General features: G+C 43.3%; 14 protein-coding genes. 3 read left to right on the top strand and 11 right to left on the bottom strand.

The genetic code is table 11. The annotated features are described in order from the left end of the window. The first annotated feature begins 4 nt into the window (after positions 1-4). Together ACH6CZ_RS00355 and ACH6CZ_RS00350 are read left to right on the top strand one after the other, a co-directional pair. Positions 5-652, top strand: a complete 648-nt coding sequence (locus tag ACH6CZ_RS00355; protein ID WP_374095452.1) for an acetoin utilization AcuB family protein — start codon at positions 5-7, stop codon at positions 650-652. Next, positions 622-1,815 carry an acetoin utilization protein AcuC gene (locus ACH6CZ_RS00350; protein WP_374095451.1) on the top strand — a complete coding sequence of 398 codons (1,194 nt, stop codon included), beginning with the start codon at positions 622-624 and terminating at the stop codon, positions 1,813-1,815. The genes ACH6CZ_RS00355 and ACH6CZ_RS00350 overlap by 31 nt, the downstream gene beginning before the upstream one ends. Before the next feature lie 12 nt (positions 1,816-1,827). On the opposite strand, the gene motS is transcribed toward ACH6CZ_RS00350, so the two are convergent. The 4 genes from motS to ACH6CZ_RS00330 form a co-directional block, all read right to left on the bottom strand. Continuing rightward, a complete protein-coding gene (motS, locus tag ACH6CZ_RS00345) occupies positions 1,828-2,550 on the bottom strand; it encodes a flagellar motor protein MotS (protein ID WP_374095449.1) in 723 nt (240 codons plus the stop codon). After that, positions 2,537-3,346 (bottom strand): MotA/TolQ/ExbB proton channel family protein, encoded by an 810-nt coding sequence (locus tag ACH6CZ_RS00340; protein WP_374095447.1) that lies wholly within the window; start codon positions 3,344-3,346, stop codon positions 2,537-2,539. The genes motS and ACH6CZ_RS00340 overlap by 14 nt, the downstream gene beginning before the upstream one ends. Before the next feature lie 113 nt (positions 3,347-3,459). Next, positions 3,460-4,458 (bottom strand): catabolite control protein A, encoded by a 999-nt coding sequence (gene ccpA / locus ACH6CZ_RS00335; protein ID WP_374095446.1) that lies wholly within the window; start codon positions 4,456-4,458, stop codon positions 3,460-3,462. A gap of 175 nt (positions 4,459-4,633) precedes the next feature. Next, the gene (locus ACH6CZ_RS00330) at positions 4,634-5,713 is read right to left on the bottom strand and encodes a bifunctional 3-deoxy-7-phosphoheptulonate synthase/chorismate mutase (protein WP_374095444.1); all 1,080 of its coding nucleotides are present in this window, start codon (positions 5,711-5,713) and stop codon (positions 4,634-4,636) included. A 203-nt stretch (positions 5,714-5,916) separates the two neighbouring features. Here ACH6CZ_RS00330 and ACH6CZ_RS00325 point away from each other — a divergent pair, with 203 nt between their 5' ends. Further along, positions 5,917-8,046, top strand: coding sequence for a cell division FtsA domain-containing protein (locus tag ACH6CZ_RS00325; RefSeq protein WP_374095442.1), 2,130 nt, complete (start codon positions 5,917-5,919; stop codon positions 8,044-8,046). 24 nt (positions 8,047-8,070) lie between these two features. On the opposite strand, the gene ytxJ is transcribed toward ACH6CZ_RS00325, so the two are convergent. The 7 genes from ytxJ to ACH6CZ_RS00290 all read right to left on the bottom strand — a co-directional run bounded on the left by ytxJ (position 8,071) and on the right by ACH6CZ_RS00290 (position 15,041). Continuing rightward, positions 8,071-8,391, bottom strand: coding sequence for a bacillithiol system redox-active protein YtxJ (gene ytxJ / locus ACH6CZ_RS00320; protein WP_374095440.1), 321 nt, complete (start codon positions 8,389-8,391; stop codon positions 8,071-8,073). Positions 8,392-8,411: 20 nt separating this feature from the next. Beyond that, entirely contained in the window at positions 8,412-8,825 is a 414-nt protein-coding gene (locus ACH6CZ_RS00315; protein ID WP_374095438.1) for a YtxH domain-containing protein, read from the bottom strand. Positions 8,826-8,846: 21 nt separating this feature from the next. After that, positions 8,847-9,329 carry a DUF948 domain-containing protein gene (locus ACH6CZ_RS00310; protein ID WP_374095436.1) on the bottom strand — a complete coding sequence of 161 codons (483 nt, stop codon included), beginning with the start codon at positions 9,327-9,329 and terminating at the stop codon, positions 8,847-8,849. Positions 9,330-9,666: 337 nt separating this feature from the next. Further along, complete coding sequence (gene murC, locus ACH6CZ_RS00305; protein ID WP_374095434.1) at positions 9,667-10,974, bottom strand: UDP-N-acetylmuramate--L-alanine ligase; 1,308 nt, start codon at positions 10,972-10,974, stop codon at positions 9,667-9,669. Between the two features lie 114 nt (positions 10,975-11,088). Continuing rightward, a complete protein-coding gene (locus tag ACH6CZ_RS00300; protein ID WP_374095432.1) occupies positions 11,089-13,491 on the bottom strand; it encodes a DNA translocase FtsK in 2,403 nt (800 codons plus the stop codon). Between the two features lie 138 nt (positions 13,492-13,629). Next, positions 13,630-14,229, bottom strand: coding sequence for a YtpR family tRNA-binding protein (ytpR, locus tag ACH6CZ_RS00295; protein WP_374095430.1), 600 nt, complete (start codon positions 14,227-14,229; stop codon positions 13,630-13,632). Next, positions 14,226-15,041 carry a DUF1444 domain-containing protein gene (locus tag ACH6CZ_RS00290; RefSeq protein ID WP_374096481.1) on the bottom strand — a complete coding sequence of 272 codons (816 nt, stop codon included), beginning with the start codon at positions 15,039-15,041 and terminating at the stop codon, positions 14,226-14,228. Before ACH6CZ_RS00290 ends, ytpR begins: the two co-directional genes overlap by 4 nt. Between the last annotated feature and the right edge of the window lie 207 nt (positions 15,042-15,248).

Below are 15,248 nucleotides of genomic sequence, written 5' to 3'. Positions count from 1 at the left end.
ACCAGTGATCATTGAAGATATGATGGTGCGTGATGTACATACACTCGCTCCGGATGCTACGCTGAATGAAGCAATAGAATTAATGAGCAACAAAAAGGTCCGTCATCTCCCTGTAACAGACGTCACAGGAAAAGTGGTCGGTATTATTACCGACCGTGACATTAAAGAATTCTCACCTTCTCCTTTTCAGAAAACCGACAATAACGAATTGTACAATACCAAGCTGCTGGATATCATGACTACGCCTGTCATTACCGGGCACCCGCTTGACTTCGTTGAAGAGGTCGCGGTCACTTTTATGGAAGAGAAAATTGGCTGTCTGCCGATCGTAAGTGAAGACAAACTTGTCGGAATGATAACTGAAACAGATATCTTTCATACACTTGTTCAATTAACAGGTGCAACTCAGCCCGGCTCACAAATTGAAGTGAAAGTACCAAATAAACAGGGTATGCTGTATGAAGTTGCCGGCATTATCCGTAAAAACCATTCTAATATTCATTCAGTGCTTGTCTACCCTGACAGGCATGATGAGCAATATAAAGTACTAGTATTCCGCGTACAAACAATGAACCCAATGTCCGTCATTGAAGATTTACGCGAAGAAGGGCATGAAGTATTATGGCCAAGCCTTCCAAGCAATCCGCTGTAGAAAAAGATGCAGTCTTTATTTATTCGGATGATCTCTTAAACTATCGGTTCTCAGAAGATCACCCTTTTAATCAGAAAAGACTGCAGCTGACACTGGACTTATTAAAGTTTTCTGGCGCAATTACTGAATCGGACATTGTCCCACCCCGTCTTGCGACTGATGAAGAACTGAATCTGATACATGACTCTTCATATATTGAAGCAGTAAAGATGGCTGGGAAGGGAGAATTATCAAAAGAAAAAGCAGAGAATTTCGGGCTAGGCACTGAGGATACACCCATTTTTAAAGATATGCATGAAGCAAGCGCCAGGCTTGTAGGAGGTACGCTCACAGCTGTGGACCTTGTGATGGAAGGTAAAGCGCTCCATGCACTGAACCTTGGCGGAGGACTACATCACGGGTTCAGAGGAAAGGCTTCCGGCTTTTGCATTTATAACGACAGCTCAGTAGCGATACGTTATATGCAGGAGAAATATAATGCCAGAGTATTATATGTAGATACCGATGCACATCACGGTGACGGCGTGCAGTGGTCTTTTTATGATGACCCGACTTCCTGCACATTGTCTTTACATGAAACCGGCCGTTACCTGTTCCCTGGAACCGGTGCTGTAAATGAACGCGGGCATGGGAAAGGTTATGGGTGTGCATTTAACATTCCGCTTGATGCTTTTACTGAAGATGAGTCTTTCCTTGAAGCGTATGAGCGGGCTTTCAGAGAAGTGATTGAGTTCTTTAAGCCTGATGTCATCCTGACTCAAAATGGCGCTGACGCACATTGCCTTGACCCGCTGACCCATTTATCTTCTACGATGAGAATATATGAGGAAATCCCAAAGCTTGCCCATGAGCTGGCGCATGAATATTGCGGTGGAAAATGGATCGCTGTTGGCGGTGGGGGTTATGATATCTGGCGTGTTGTTCCCAGAGCCTGGTCACGTGTATGGATGGAAATGAACGGAAGATACCCTGAATCAGGTGATCTCCCTGAAGAATGGCTGACAAAATGGCAGCCTGCTTCCCCGGTTCCACTCATTAAAACATGGCAGGATCCGGATGGAATCTATCAGAAGATTCCTAGAAAGAAAGAAATCTCTGAAAAAAACGCCCAGACACTTGAGAAAGCTTTATATCCTCTTCAAAAATCAAAGAACCAGGGATAGCTCCCTGGTTCTTTACTGCGCTTCACCTTCATCAAGATACTGGTTCAAAATAACAATTTCGACCCGCCTGTTCATTGCCCAGCCTTCAGGACCATCATTGGCAGCAACAGGTCTCGTATCGCCGTAGCCAACCGCTGCAAAGCGTTCTGAATCGATCTCAAACCTTTCCTGCATATATCTGACCACACTGCTCGCTCTCGCACCTGAAAGCTCCCAGTTAGAAGGATAAATCTCAGTGCGGATCGGTCTGTTATCAGTATGCCCCTCTATCCGGACAAAGTTTGGAATATCTTCAAGAAGACTTCCGACTTCCTGTAGTACCGGTTCAGCGCCAGGCAGCAGGTCTGCACGTCCCGAATCGAAAAGCACCTGCTCCTGCAGTGTGATGACAACCCCTCTATCCGTCTGGGATGCACTCACCTGATCTGTCAGGCTGCTATCTTCGAGAAATGAATTGATATCACGATACAGGTTTTGAAGTTCCATATCTTCCCTGATCTCTTCTTCAAGCCACTCTTCATCAAAAGGAATTACGGAGTCAGACTGATCAAAAACCCCCTGATTTTTAAAAGCCTGGGAGATTGATTCAAACTTCGAACTATCAACCTGGGAAATTGAAAATAATAGAATAAAGAATACCAGAATGAGCATCATAAAATCGGCAAAAGTAACCATCCATTTCGGCGTATTGTTTTCCGATTGATTGACTGAAACGAAGCGTTTACGCTTTGTCATCTGTCTTCGCCTCTTTCAACTGCGGAATCACCCTGTCAGTTTCAGACAGATAGACAGATAATTGTTCTTCAAGCACTCTTGGGTTCTGACCATGATGGACACCGATTACACCATCAATCATCGCCTGCTTCATGAATATTTCCTTTTCCGTTTTTTGTGCAAGCTTACTTGCAATCGGATGAAAAACAAGGTTCGCGAGTAACACACCATAAAAAGTTGTTAATAATGCAATAGCCATATTCGGCCCGATTGCCGCAGGATCATTTAATTCCTGGAGCATCAGCACAAGACCGATCAGCGTACCAAGCATTCCCCAAGCCGGTGCGTAATCCCCTGCTTTTTCAATCATTCTTCTATTGCGTTTATGTCTTTCCTCAAGCGACTGAATTTCAGCCTGAAGAATATCTGTAATCGTGTTACTTTCCACACCATCAATTGCAAGATATACACCTTTTCTCATAAAAGGATCCTGAATATCTTCAAGTTCTCTTTCAAGTGACAACAGACCTTCCCGTCTCGCAATTTCAGCGAGCCTGATAAAAAGACTGACCACTTCTTTCACATCATAGGGCTGCTGCTTAGACGCCTGAAATAAGACGATACCAATTCTCTTCAACTCATTCACCGGAAAAGTGACTGTTAATGCTGCCAGCACGCCTCCAAGTACAATCAGTAAAGAAGGCAGATGAAAAAAGAAAGAAAAACCGTCAGATCCGCTATTCCAGGCGATTGCACTGGCAATAATCAATATACCTGCCATTACACCAACCGGCGTTAATGCATCAAAACGTCTCATTGACCTAACTCCCCGTCTGTTTAATAAAAGCCAGCCAGGAAACCCCGACCGGCTCAAATGTATGCTATATCTATTATCGGCAATTTATCTGCATACTTAAAGATAAAAAAGGATTATTTCGTTGACTGTCTCTCTTCGATTCTGTGAGGAAGTACAACAGTCTGGTCTTCAATCGTTTCTTTATTCATCAGCTTCGTTAGCAGTCGCATTGCAACGGCTCCGATATCATAAAGCGGCTGCACAACTGACGTCAGCTGAGGGCGAACCATTAATGCAAGCTTCGTGTTATCAAAGCTCATGACTTCAACGTCTTCTGGAATATTTAAGCCTTCATCCTGCGCACCATGTACAACACCCAATGCCATTTCATCGTTACCTACAAAAATGGCTGTTGGCTTTTTGTCCAGTTCACGCAGCTTAGCCCATGCATCAAGCCCGCTATCATATGTGTAGTCACCTTCAAATACAAGGTCCTCGCTGTAGATCAGACCATTACTTTCAAGCGCAGCTTTATATCCTTCAAGCTTCATGGAACGGTTAATTGTATCGTGGAACGGTCCGCTGACAAAGGCTACATCCTTATGGCCTTTTTCAATCAGTGAACTCACAGCATCCACTGAAGCCTGATAGTAATCAATATTAACTGAAGGTGTCTGATTTGTTTCTTCAACAGAACCGGCGATTACAATCGGAACCGGTGAACGCTGGAACTCAGCTACATGTTCTTCAGTAATACGTCCGCCCATAAATACAATACCGTCCACCTGTTTTCCGAGCATTGTATTTAAAAGGTGTAATTCCTTTTCTTCGTTCTGATCGGAATTACTTAAGATAATATTGTATTTATACATCGTTGCGATATCTTCAATTCCACGTGCAAGCTCTGCAAAGAAGATGTTTGAGATATCCGGGATGATGACGCCGACTGTCGTCGTTTTTTTGCTTGCCAGTCCTCTTGCGACAGCGTTAGGACGATAGCCTAATCGCTCGATCACTTCAAGCACCTTTTTTCTTGTTGCAGGTTTTACATTCGGGTTTCCATTTACTACGCGGGAAACGGTCGCCATTGAGACGTTGGCTTCACGCGCTACATCATAAATTGTAATGTTCATTGACAGCACTCCTTTGATCCATTTTCATTTATTTTCATTTTACACGAAAAATCGGTTTAAACGTACTAATAACACATCCTTGCTCAATTACACTATCATACTTGACTAATAAGGCGCTTTCAACAAAATCAAAAAAAATCTGAAGCTTTGTGACAAAGCTTCAGATTTTGTTCAATTATTTAGCATGTACACCCAAATATTCCTGGATTGCATTCCAGAAGCTGTCAAACTGTTCGAAGTTCATCTGCTGTGCAGAGTCTGATAAGGCAACTGCCGGATCAGGATGTACCTCTGCCATTACACCATCAGCGCCTACAGCAAGTGCTGCTTTAGCAGTTGGCAATAGCAGGTCACGACGGCCGGTTGAGTGCGTCACATCTACAAACACAGGTAAATGTGTTTCCTGCTTGAGAATAGGTACAGCTGAAATATCAAGTGTATTTCTTGTCGCTTTTTCATATGTGCGGATTCCACGCTCACACAGAATAATTTTATCGTTACCCTGAGCCATAATATACTCAGCAGCATTGACGAATTCATCAATAGTTGCGGATAGACCGCGTTTTAACAGAACAGGTTTTTTAGATGCGCCTGCAGCTTTTAACAGTTCAAAGTTCTGCATGTTACGTGCACCAATCTGAATTACATCAATGTAATCTGCTGCCTCTTCAATATGTGCAGGGTTTACAATTTCGCTGATTACAGCAAGGTCATGCTTATCTGCTACCTGCTTAAGAATCTGAAGACCTTCAAGTCCAAGTCCCTGGAAATCATACGGGGACGTTCTCGGCTTGTAAGCTCCGCCACGAAGCAGCTTCAGTCCTTTCGCTTTCATCTGTTCCGCAACAGCGTCAACCTGCTCAAATGATTCTACCGCACATGGTCCGAAGATAAATTGAGGCGTACCATTACCGATGCTTTCACCTTTCAGCGTGACAACTGTATCCTCATGCTTTTTCTTACGGGATACAAGCAGTGCTTTACGGTGATCATCTTTTTGTAATTCAAGTCCTGCCTTAAAGATCTCTTTAAAAATATGCTCAATGGTAGAATTCAAAAATGGACCTTTGTTATGCTCCTTCAGAAGATCAAGCATTGCTCGTTCACGTACAGGTTCAAAACGGTTCATTCCCTGCTTTTCTTTTACCCGGCCAATTTCCTGAACTGTTTCTGCACGCTGGTTAATCAGTTCAAGCAGCTGAAGGTTCATCTCATCTACTTTCTTTCTAAGCTGGTCTAATTCAACATTCGTCATAACAAAACATTCCTTTCCCTTGAAAATACCATTGATTGCTTAGCCGCCTTTTCCATCTTTCTGAATTGTGTTACATTTTGATAGAAGAGTTTGGCTTATCAATTGTAGATCATTATATATGATGTTTTTTAAAAAGTCACGAAAAATATTTTATTAATTAAACGCTTTTAAGCGGTAAAGCGTAAAAGGACAGGTGTGCATTTGTGGAAAAACTTTTTGCATTGGATATCGGGACCCGGTCAATCGTTGGTCTGATTATGACGGTGGATCAATCAGGATATGAACTGATTGACTATATACAAAAAGAACATAAGGAACGTGCCATGCTCGATGGACAGATTCACCATGTCCCTGCTGTTGCTTCACTTATATCAGAAATTAAGCAGGAACTTGAAGCAGTCCACGGACCGTTAAAAGAAGTTTCTGTCGCAGCAGCCGGTCGGGCATTAAAGACTCACCGTGCCATCTTTTCGAAAGAGATGGCTGCTGATAAAGTACTGACCAGACAGGATATTCTACATATGGAGCTGAGTGCTGTTCAGTCTGCACAGGAGGCTGCCGCTGCAAGTGAAGACAGCCAGCACTACCACTGTGTCGGATATTCAGTGGTCCGGTATCAGCTGGACCATCAGGATATTGGCAGCCTTGAAGATCAGCTCGGCGACAATGTGAGCGTTGAGATTATTGCAACATTTCTTCCCCGGGTCGTTGTTGAATCATTACTCGCTTCTCTCAGCAGAGCAGACCTCAAGATGAACGCTTTAACACTCGAGCCAATTGCTGCGATTAATGTCTTAATCCCCCCTTCTATGCGCAGACTCAATGTCGCTCTTGTCGATATCGGTGCAGGGACTTCCGATATTGCCATCACAAATGAAGGAACCGTTACAGCCTATGGCATGGTACCAGTTGCCGGGGATGAAATTTCAGAGGCACTAAGTGATCAGTTCCTGCTCGACTTTAACGATGCAGAGCATCTGAAAAGAAAGTTAAATGAGCAGGAAGATGAAGTGGAATTCACTGACATCTTAGGATTTACTCAACGGGTACAAAAAAACGAAGTGATCGAATCGATCAGTCCTGCAGTAGAAAAACTGGCTGCCTCTATTTCCGGGGAAATGATCTCACTGAACGTTGAACAATCACCAAAAGCAGTCATGCTTGTCGGTGGCGGCAGCCTGACACCGCTGTTAGCCGAAAAGCTGGCTGATCACCTGAACCTTCCTGCCAATCGCGTTGCTGTCAGGGGGATTGAAGCCATTCAAGGGTTAAGGTTGAACCATAAAACAGCCGCAGGTCCTGAGCTTGTCACGCCTGCAGGCATTGCGATTGCAGCGAATCAGATGCCAATTAACTATATGCCGGTCAAAGTCAACGGTCACGATGTCAGACTGTTTGAAATCAGAGAATTAACTGCAGGAGATGCCATTCTTTCAGCCGGCTTAAGTGTTCCTAAGCTTTATGGAAAACCGGGACTAGCGAAAATAGTGAAAATTAACGGCAGTACCGTCACACTCCCGGGTACGCATGGACTCCCTCCTGTCATATTAATCAACGGAACTGAAAGTAATTTTGATGCACCTATACAGGCAAATGATGACATCTTCATTGAAGCTGGTAAAGACGGGGTGGAATCTGATGTACAGGTAAAAGACTTACTGGAGGAATCCCTGTTAATTGATGTCGTCATCAATGAGCGGCTCTATCAATTACATAGAAAAGTCTATGTTAACAACGTTGAAAAAAGTGTTGAAACATTTGTAAACGACAGAGATGACATTAAGATTGAGCATAAAATTACTGCAGGTGAAGCCTTTAGGAAGGCAGGGATCATTCTCCCTGAGCCTGAAAATACTTTTTACCTGTCAGTAGATGGTAAAAAAACTTATTTTCCGCAGTGGGATCAGGTATTTATTCATAACGGACAGACTTACCCATTAAAAAAGCTTGATCGCGTGGTGCGTCACGGAGATCGGCTTATTCTGCCGGCTGCCGCCGGACGTACAGTGGGGGATTTGAAGAAAGAGCTGAACCTTGCAGAACATGCAGCAACCGTTTTTTTCAACCAGCAGGAAATTCTACTCCCTCTTTCTTCTTGCAGTGTGATTAAAAACGGAATGCCATTAGCTGAACAAGACAGGCTCTACAGCGGGGATACAATAGAGATTAGAAAAGGTGCAAAGGAAATGATTTTTCAGGATATATTTAATTTTGTTGACTGGACTCCTCCTGCTTCTGCCTCAAAAATTGAAATTAAGAAAAACGGCGAAGATTGTGCATTGTCCTCACCTGTGATGCCTGGAGATGCACTGGAAGTCATTATTCACAATTAAAAAAAGCTGGCCGCGGCCAGCTTTTTATTTTGTACTTGCTTCTTTTAATGCTTTTTCAGTAATGCGCGAATGAGAGGTGTTCCAGACCGGCTCCCCGTTTTTCACATAAAAAACCTGTGGTGATTCATGTCTGGTATTAAAAGCCTCTGCAATGTGCGTAGAAGTTTCGCGTGCTTCCTGTATCGGTACATAAACCACCAATACACCGCCTTGATCTGAAAATGCCTGGCATGCCTTATATGCAGCAGTAGAGATAGGACAAGTCAAGCTATGCTTTAAAATGAAAAAGTTTTTTTCATTTTGCAGAACTTCATTGAATTGATCTACACTAGAGATCTTTTCCATGCAGTTCACTTCCTTTCAATTTAACGATTCGTGTTTAATGGTTCAGTAGATGTTGGCGGAGTTAGAGGATCTACCGGGTGAACGGTTGGCAGTGAAGGATCCTTTGCTGTTACCAGCTGAGGAGCCTGTTCCTCCGGCTTACCTTTAGAGCGGAATGATTTCACTTTCTCCACTACACCGCTTGACTGATCCTGAACATTTTTTGAAATGACAGCTGACTTTTCTTTAGCCATTGCAGCCATCTCAGAACTTTTCGTGACAGCCTGGTCTTTCCATTCATAAGAACGATCCTTCAGCCTGCCCGCCTGTGTATTCAGATCCTGACGGAATTCCCCGCCGGATTTTGGTGCCAGAATAAGTGCAGTCACTGCTCCTGCAACACTACCGATTAATGCGCCTAGTACGAAATCTCTTGAGTTATTATTTTTTTCCATAGCTGATCCTCCTGCATTGTTTTATTTTTGATTTTCATCAACTGGTGGCAATGCGCGCTGAGGTTCAGGGTATCTTTCATTAGACGTATATTCTTTTTTACGCGTTTTCCACTTATTACGGATTTCCATTGCCACGTTGCTCCATTGCACAACCTGAGCAATTTTTTCTTCGTTTTGTTCAGCAGATTGAGCGACAGAATGAGTAATCTTCCCAATCGAGTTATTCAGCTGCTGTACATTTGTTCCTACACCTTTAACTGCATCTACAACCGAATTCAACTTAGCTGACTTACCCTGGATATCTTCCGCCAGTCCATTTGTCTTATGTAAAAGTTCAGTCGTTTCTGTTGTAATACCGTCAAGCTGCTTTTGAAGCGCTGCTACTGTGTCAGCCAGGCTGTTCAGTGTTTTCTTCACAGCTGTCAGTGTAACTGCAAGGCTGATACATAAAATTAAAAAGCCTCCTGCTGCAAGCAGTGCACTAATATAAAGTAAAATTTCCATAATCACTTTCAGCTCCCTTCTATTTATAATTTGGTAATACCCTTGCCCCCTGGTACCTAAACGCTCAATACCTTTATTCTCTAAAGATATGGGAATTTCCTTCATTAAAATATAAATAAAATAAAAAGAAGCCCGGATTATGTCCGAGGCTTCTATTATTAGCCGTTGCATTGCACTTCAGGCGGACGCTTTCCGCGGGGACGGCGGTGAGCCTCCTCGGCTTCGCCTTCGGGGCCTCACCTGTCCGTCGTATCCCGCTGGAGTCGCCACCTTACGCTTCGTTCCACTCAGAACCTATTTAATAAAATATACAGCTCTTAGTTTTACTAACGGGAAATTAAGATTGTTCTTTAATCCAGTCTTCAAATGATTCCTGGAACTTTTGTACGTCTCCTGCACCCATGAAGAGGAATACGCCGTTTTCATGTTTTCCTAATGGAGACGGATCTTCAGCGGTCAGAATTTCTGCGCCTTCAATTTTGTTCTGTAAGTCTGAGATAGACAGCTTCCCGTGATTTTCACGGGCTGAACCGAAAATTTCACACAGATATACATGATCCGCAGCTTTTAAGCAATCCGCAAATTCTTCAAGAAACGTTTGTGTTCTTGTAAATGTATGCGGTTGGAAGATCGCAATAATTTCACGATCAGGATATTTCTTAGAAGCTGAGTCAAGCGTTGCTCTAATTTCAGTCGGGTGATGGGCATAGTCATCAATCAGCGTTCTGCCATCAATATGCTTTTCAGTGAAACGTCTTTTCACACCGCCGAACGTTTTCAGCTGTTGCTGAACTACTTCCGTGTTAATTCCTTCATAGTGACAAATCGCTATGACTGATAGCGCATTTAAAATCGTATGATCTCCATACATCGGGATTTCAAATGATGCGAAATATTCATTTCTGACAAACACGTCAAATGAAGTACCTGACGGTGAAGTCTCTACGTTTCGCGCCTGAAAGTCATTTTCCTCATTAAACCCGTAAAATAATACAGGTACATTTGCTACAAGGCTTTGAAGGTGTTCATCGTCACCGCAGGCAATAATTCCTTTGTTCACCTGCTTCGCCATATCCTGAAATGCCGAGAAGACATCTTCAATATCTGCGAAATAATCTGGATGATCGAAATCAATGTTTGTCATGATCATATAATCCGGTGAGTATGAAAGAAAGTGTCTGCGATATTCACATGCTTCAAATACAAAGTATTTACTATCTTCATATCCCTGACCTGAACCATCTCCGATCAGATAGGAAGTCTTGTCAGCTCCCTGCATGACGTGGGCTAACAGGCCGGTTGTTGACGTTTTACCATGTGCACCTGATACACCTACAGAAATATATTTATTCATAAAATCCCCGAGGAATTTGTGGTACCTGATCAGTTCAATCCCCTGATCCTGAGCCGCCTGAATTTCTTCATGATCATCAGGGAAGGCATTACCGGCAATAACGGTCATACCGGGTTTAATATTTTCTTTATTAAATGGCAGTATCTCAATGCCTCTCTCTTCAAGTGGCTTCTGTGTAAAGAAGCGTTTTTCAATATCTGATCCCTGTACCTCATGATTCATATCGTGAAGAATTTGAGCAAGGGGACTCATTCCCGATCCTTTAATTCCTACAAAGTGAAAACTTGTCATGGTTGAACCTCCAACAGTCAGATGCCAAAGCAATCTGACGGTATATAATTATCTTATAGTCTGGCACATATTTTGTTATTATAACATGTTTTAAAATGTGCACAAATAAACAGTTTATTTTACGGATCTGGCGGTTTCCTGGAGCTCAGACAGATCTTCCTGTGCCATCAGCACATCACGGGGTTTGCTTCCTTTAGACTCGGAAATCCAGCCGTTCTTCTCCATCATATCGATCAGTCTTGCAGCACGGTTATAACCGATTCTGAACTGTCTTTGCAGTAGTGAGGTAGAAGCACCTCCCTGTGCAATGACAAATTCACACGCCTCAGTCAGCAACTCATCTTCTTCATCCTGAAAATCCACTTTTGCAAGTAACTCTTCCTGTTCAAATAAGTAAGATGCTTTCCGCTCATTTCTGACGTGATCAGCAACTTCATCGATTTCATCATCCGAGACGAACGTCCCCTGCAGTCTGATGGGTTTTGAAGCGCCATTTTCAAGAAACAGCATGTCTCCACGCCCCAGCAGTCTTTCTGCACCGGAACTATCAATGATTGTTCTTGAATCTACCTGTGAACTGACTGAAAAAGCAATTCTCGTTGGTACATTCGCTTTGATCAGCCCTGTAATGACGTCCACAGATGGACGCTGCGTTGCAATGAGCAGATGAATGCCGCAGGCTCTTGCCTTCTGGGCAATTCGGCAGATCGCTTCCTCTACATCAGCAGGAGCCATCATCATCAAATCAGCAAGCTCATCAATGACAACAACAAGATACGGCAGTTTTTGAGAATAATTACCTTCATTCTTCACTTTTTGATTATAGCGCTTGATATCTCTTACACCGGCATGTGCAAAGAGCTGATAGCGTCTTTCCATCTCCTCCACAGCCCACTTAAGCGCAGCAGTTGCCGCTTTAACATCTGTAATCACCGGACTGACCAGGTGTGGAATATGGTTGTATGGTGCAAGTTCAACCACTTTAGGATCGATCAGGAGCATTTTTACATCATCAGGTGAAGAGTGATACATCAGACTGATTAAAATTGAATTAATACATACACTCTTACCTGAACCCGTTGCACCGGCAATTAATCCGTGTGGCATTTTACTGATATCTGTTACCACGGGCTTTCCTTCAATATCCAGTCCCAGTGCAACAGGCAGCGTGGCTTCGCTGTCCTGGAAGGCTTCATCTGCAAGAATTTCTTTAATCGCAACCGGTCTTGAGTGCGGGTTTGGAATCTCGATTCCCACTGCCATTTTACCAGGAATCGGGGCTTCCATTCTGATATCTCTCGCCGCAAGTCCAAGCTTAATATCATCTGTTAAGCTCGTAATTTTACTTACTTTCACCCCTTTGTCAGGGAATAGTTCAAATCTTGTAACAGACGGACCCTGCGTGACGTTTTTAACAGTTGCATTCACATTAAAGTGGAACAGTGTTTCATTTAACAGCTCTGCCTGATAATCAAGCCATTCCTGGTCCGGTTCTGCATGAACTGGCGGTGCCAGTAAGTCTAACGACGGTTTCATAAAGTGCGGCAGTTCCTCTTCCTGATTCAGCGGCTGGTCAGGCTGCGCATTAACAGCTGTTTCATTTACCTCATCCGTCTTTTCTTCTTTTCGTTCATTATATGCCTCTGGCACACGTTTGCGCCTATCCTTCTTGAGCATCATGACATTAAACGGTACTCTGCTGCTACACGGCTTTTTATCAGCCTGTGCAACCTGTGCTGTCGCTTGGTCCTTTTCTTCTGCTTCTGCTGCCGGAACATCCTTTTCTTCTGCTTGGACAGCCTGATCTTGTGTTTCTTCTTCAGGCTTTTCGTGTGCCGGTTCTCCTACCATTGTCGGTTCAATATGATCTTCCTCCGGCGTCTCAGAAGTGTCCGACTTTTCTTCAGTGTGAAGTCTAGTGGTATCTTTCATCTTTTCCTGAATTTCTGATACAGGGTTAGAAGCAATCTCTTCCTGAATGTCTTCTTGATGATCTGACTTGATTTCAAGCTGATGATCATGATTGCTCTGCTCTTCAGTTTCAATAACCGCCTGCTCTTCATCTTTTTGCTCTGGAATCTCTTCAGCCTTCCTGACGCTCTCTAATGGATACACGTTAGCAGTCTGACGTTCCTGTTTCTTCTCTTCAGCAATTTTTCTTTTCAGGTCAGTAAAAGACGAGATTTCGTATTCGACTGGCTCATGATTATGTACTGGCGCAGGTTTTTTAGCTTTAAGTCTTTGCGATGGTATGTCAGTTGGCTTGAAAGGTCCTGCATGAGGACTTTTTTCAATCATCCGGGATTTTTCCGGCTCGGGTTTTTTTTCAGTTTCACGCTCTTTTCTCTGAGACGCTTCATCCGGGATCAATGGAAATCTGAATTCACCCTTTGGATACTGATAGGAAACCTTTGTCTGAAGATCTTTACGGCTTTCCTGTCTTCTGGGCGCCTCTTCTTCTATATAATCTTCCTCCTGCCTTTGAACGAAAGACAAGAGTTTCTGAATCCAGTTCATTTACATCACTCTTTCTATTATGTTCTCATTCATTCTAGCAGGTTTTATCCTCTTTTCACTCAGTTTAAACAAAATTGGTCATTTTGGTATACGATGTGGAAAAAATCCGCCCTGTCATATAAACAGAGCGGATTTCTATTACAGGCTGAACGCTTCTCCTGCATGTCCATCTTCTAATACTAAAATTCCTTTTTTCTCTGGTGCATTCGGCAGTCCGAGTTCTTTCGCTGAACAGATCATACCACTTGAAGGTACACCTCTGAGCTCAGCATCTTTAATCACCATTCCGCTAGGCATTACTGCGCCAACCTTTGCAACAACCACTTTCTGTCCTGCATCAACATTAGGTGCGCCACACACAATCTGAAGACGCTCTTCACCTACATTAACCTGACAGATGTTCAGCTTGTCTGCATTCGGATGCTTTTCCATTTCTTCAACATATCCAACCACAAACTTTGGTGAAAAGTCTGCTTCAATCTGATGATCAAACCCGCTTTCCTGAATCATTTGATTCACTTTCTGCAGTTTTGTTTCATCCATTTCTACCGGTCCTTCTGAACGAAATGACTGCTCTGGCTGACCGAAAATATTATAGCCGGTTACTTCTCCATTTTCACTGTTCTTAATCTGAACGACATTTCCCTTTTCTTCAGAAATCTTTGAGTGTCGCGGCGTATCCTTTAGTTTAATCATTAGTACTTCTCCAACACCGTTTTTATTATAAAATACGTTCATTCTTTTGAATCTCCTTCATTTTTACTTTTATTTTTGCCTAAAATAAAGACCGGCTCAAGCTCGCCTTCTTCGTAGAGGAAGGATAGCGCTGTAATCGGCACATGTCCAGCTGCGAAGAATGACATCGCCATCTGTGCAAGCACGTCATAACCTGTTTCATTTCGCATATCACCAATAATCAGCACATCTTGGTGAGGGACAGCAATTGTCATCTCACCCTCCACTTTTGAAGACATCTCTTTTAAGAAAGACTCATTCAGGATCCGGCTTGCATCATACCCATCATTCGAGTTGAGGAAGTAAAATACATTTCCGGCTACTTCATCTCTTTTCATCTCTGTATCAAGTGAGCGTACATTAAACATCGCAATTTCCTTTACCTGTTCTCTTGTCCAGGACTGTTTTTCAAGAAATTGCTCATCAATCATCCGGTACGTTTTACCAAGGTCGACCGCATAGTAAATACGTGTTTCAGCTGTATGCTCGTCAAATACAAACGGAACCCCTTCCGATGATTCTACAGGAAATGATGTTGATCGGATGACAGGAAAGATCTGCTTTCCTGCCTCTTCAACGACTGTTTCTTTTCCCATCACAGCTAATGCCTCATTTATATAATACACAGTTTCTGCGATTGCTTCATCCTTCTTTTCATTCCACTTTCCGACAACACTCGGAAGGGAGACTTCAATTCCTTTTTTTGTATCGGCATTTTCAACGCGCAGCTGATCTTTTTCGCGGTTATAGCGGATATTACGACCGGGTTGTTCCAGCTGCTCTGTCAAAATCTTTTTCATTTTTATCGAGTCCATTTTCTCAGCCATGGTACCCCTCCTAAATATTAATTGACTCTGTTAAAATGGCTGTGATTTCCGCTCCTGGGGGACGCTTTCCGCGGCCGGGCGGTGAGCCCGCAGGCTTCGCCATGCTCGGTCTCACACGTCCCTTCCTGCCGCAGGAGTCGCCCCCTTACGCTCCAATCACAGCTGTGTGAAAACTATAATACTCTTTAACAAAGC

This window comes from Jeotgalibacillus sp. JSM ZJ347, assembly GCF_044383825.1.
GTDB lineage: Bacteria > Bacillota > Bacilli > Bacillales > Jeotgalibacillaceae > Jeotgalibacillus.
Note: the sequence above shows the minus strand (reverse complement) of the source record. Positions and strands in the feature narration are given on the sequence as shown.

Excerpts from the sequence above, each read along its gene's own strand:
- ACH6CZ_RS00300 (WP_374095432.1), bottom strand. The coding sequence starts at position 13,491 with ATGAACTGGATTCAGAAACTCTTGTCTTTCGTTCAAAGGCAGGAGGAA.
- ytpR (WP_374095430.1), bottom strand. The coding sequence starts at position 14,229 with ATGAACGTATTTTATAATAAAAACGGTGTTGGAGAAGTACTAATGATT.
- ACH6CZ_RS00315 (WP_374095438.1), bottom strand. The coding sequence starts at position 8,825 with ATGGAAAAAAATAATAACTCAAGAGATTTCGTACTAGGCGCATTAATC.
- ACH6CZ_RS00350 (WP_374095451.1), top strand. The coding sequence starts at position 622 with ATGGCCAAGCCTTCCAAGCAATCCGCTGTAGAAAAAGATGCAGTCTTT.
- motS (WP_374095449.1), bottom strand. The coding sequence starts at position 2,550 with ATGACAAAGCGTAAACGCTTCGTTTCAGTCAATCAATCGGAAAACAAT.
- ACH6CZ_RS00310 (WP_374095436.1), bottom strand. The coding sequence starts at position 9,329 with ATGGAAATTTTACTTTATATTAGTGCACTGCTTGCAGCAGGAGGCTTT.
- murC (WP_374095434.1), bottom strand. The coding sequence starts at position 10,974 with ATGACAAGTTTTCACTTTGTAGGAATTAAAGGATCGGGAATGAGTCCC.
- ytxJ (WP_374095440.1), bottom strand. The coding sequence starts at position 8,391 with ATGGAAAAGATCTCTAGTGTAGATCAATTCAATGAAGTTCTGCAAAAT.
- ACH6CZ_RS00340 (WP_374095447.1), bottom strand. The coding sequence starts at position 3,346 with ATGAGACGTTTTGATGCATTAACGCCGGTTGGTGTAATGGCAGGTATA.
- ACH6CZ_RS00330 (WP_374095444.1), bottom strand. The coding sequence starts at position 5,713 with ATGACGAATGTTGAATTAGACCAGCTTAGAAAGAAAGTAGATGAGATG.
- ACH6CZ_RS00290 (WP_374096481.1), bottom strand. The coding sequence starts at position 15,041 with ATGGACTCGATAAAAATGAAAAAGATTTTGACAGAGCAGCTGGAACAA.
- ccpA (WP_374095446.1), bottom strand. The coding sequence starts at position 4,458 with ATGAACATTACAATTTATGATGTAGCGCGTGAAGCCAACGTCTCAATG.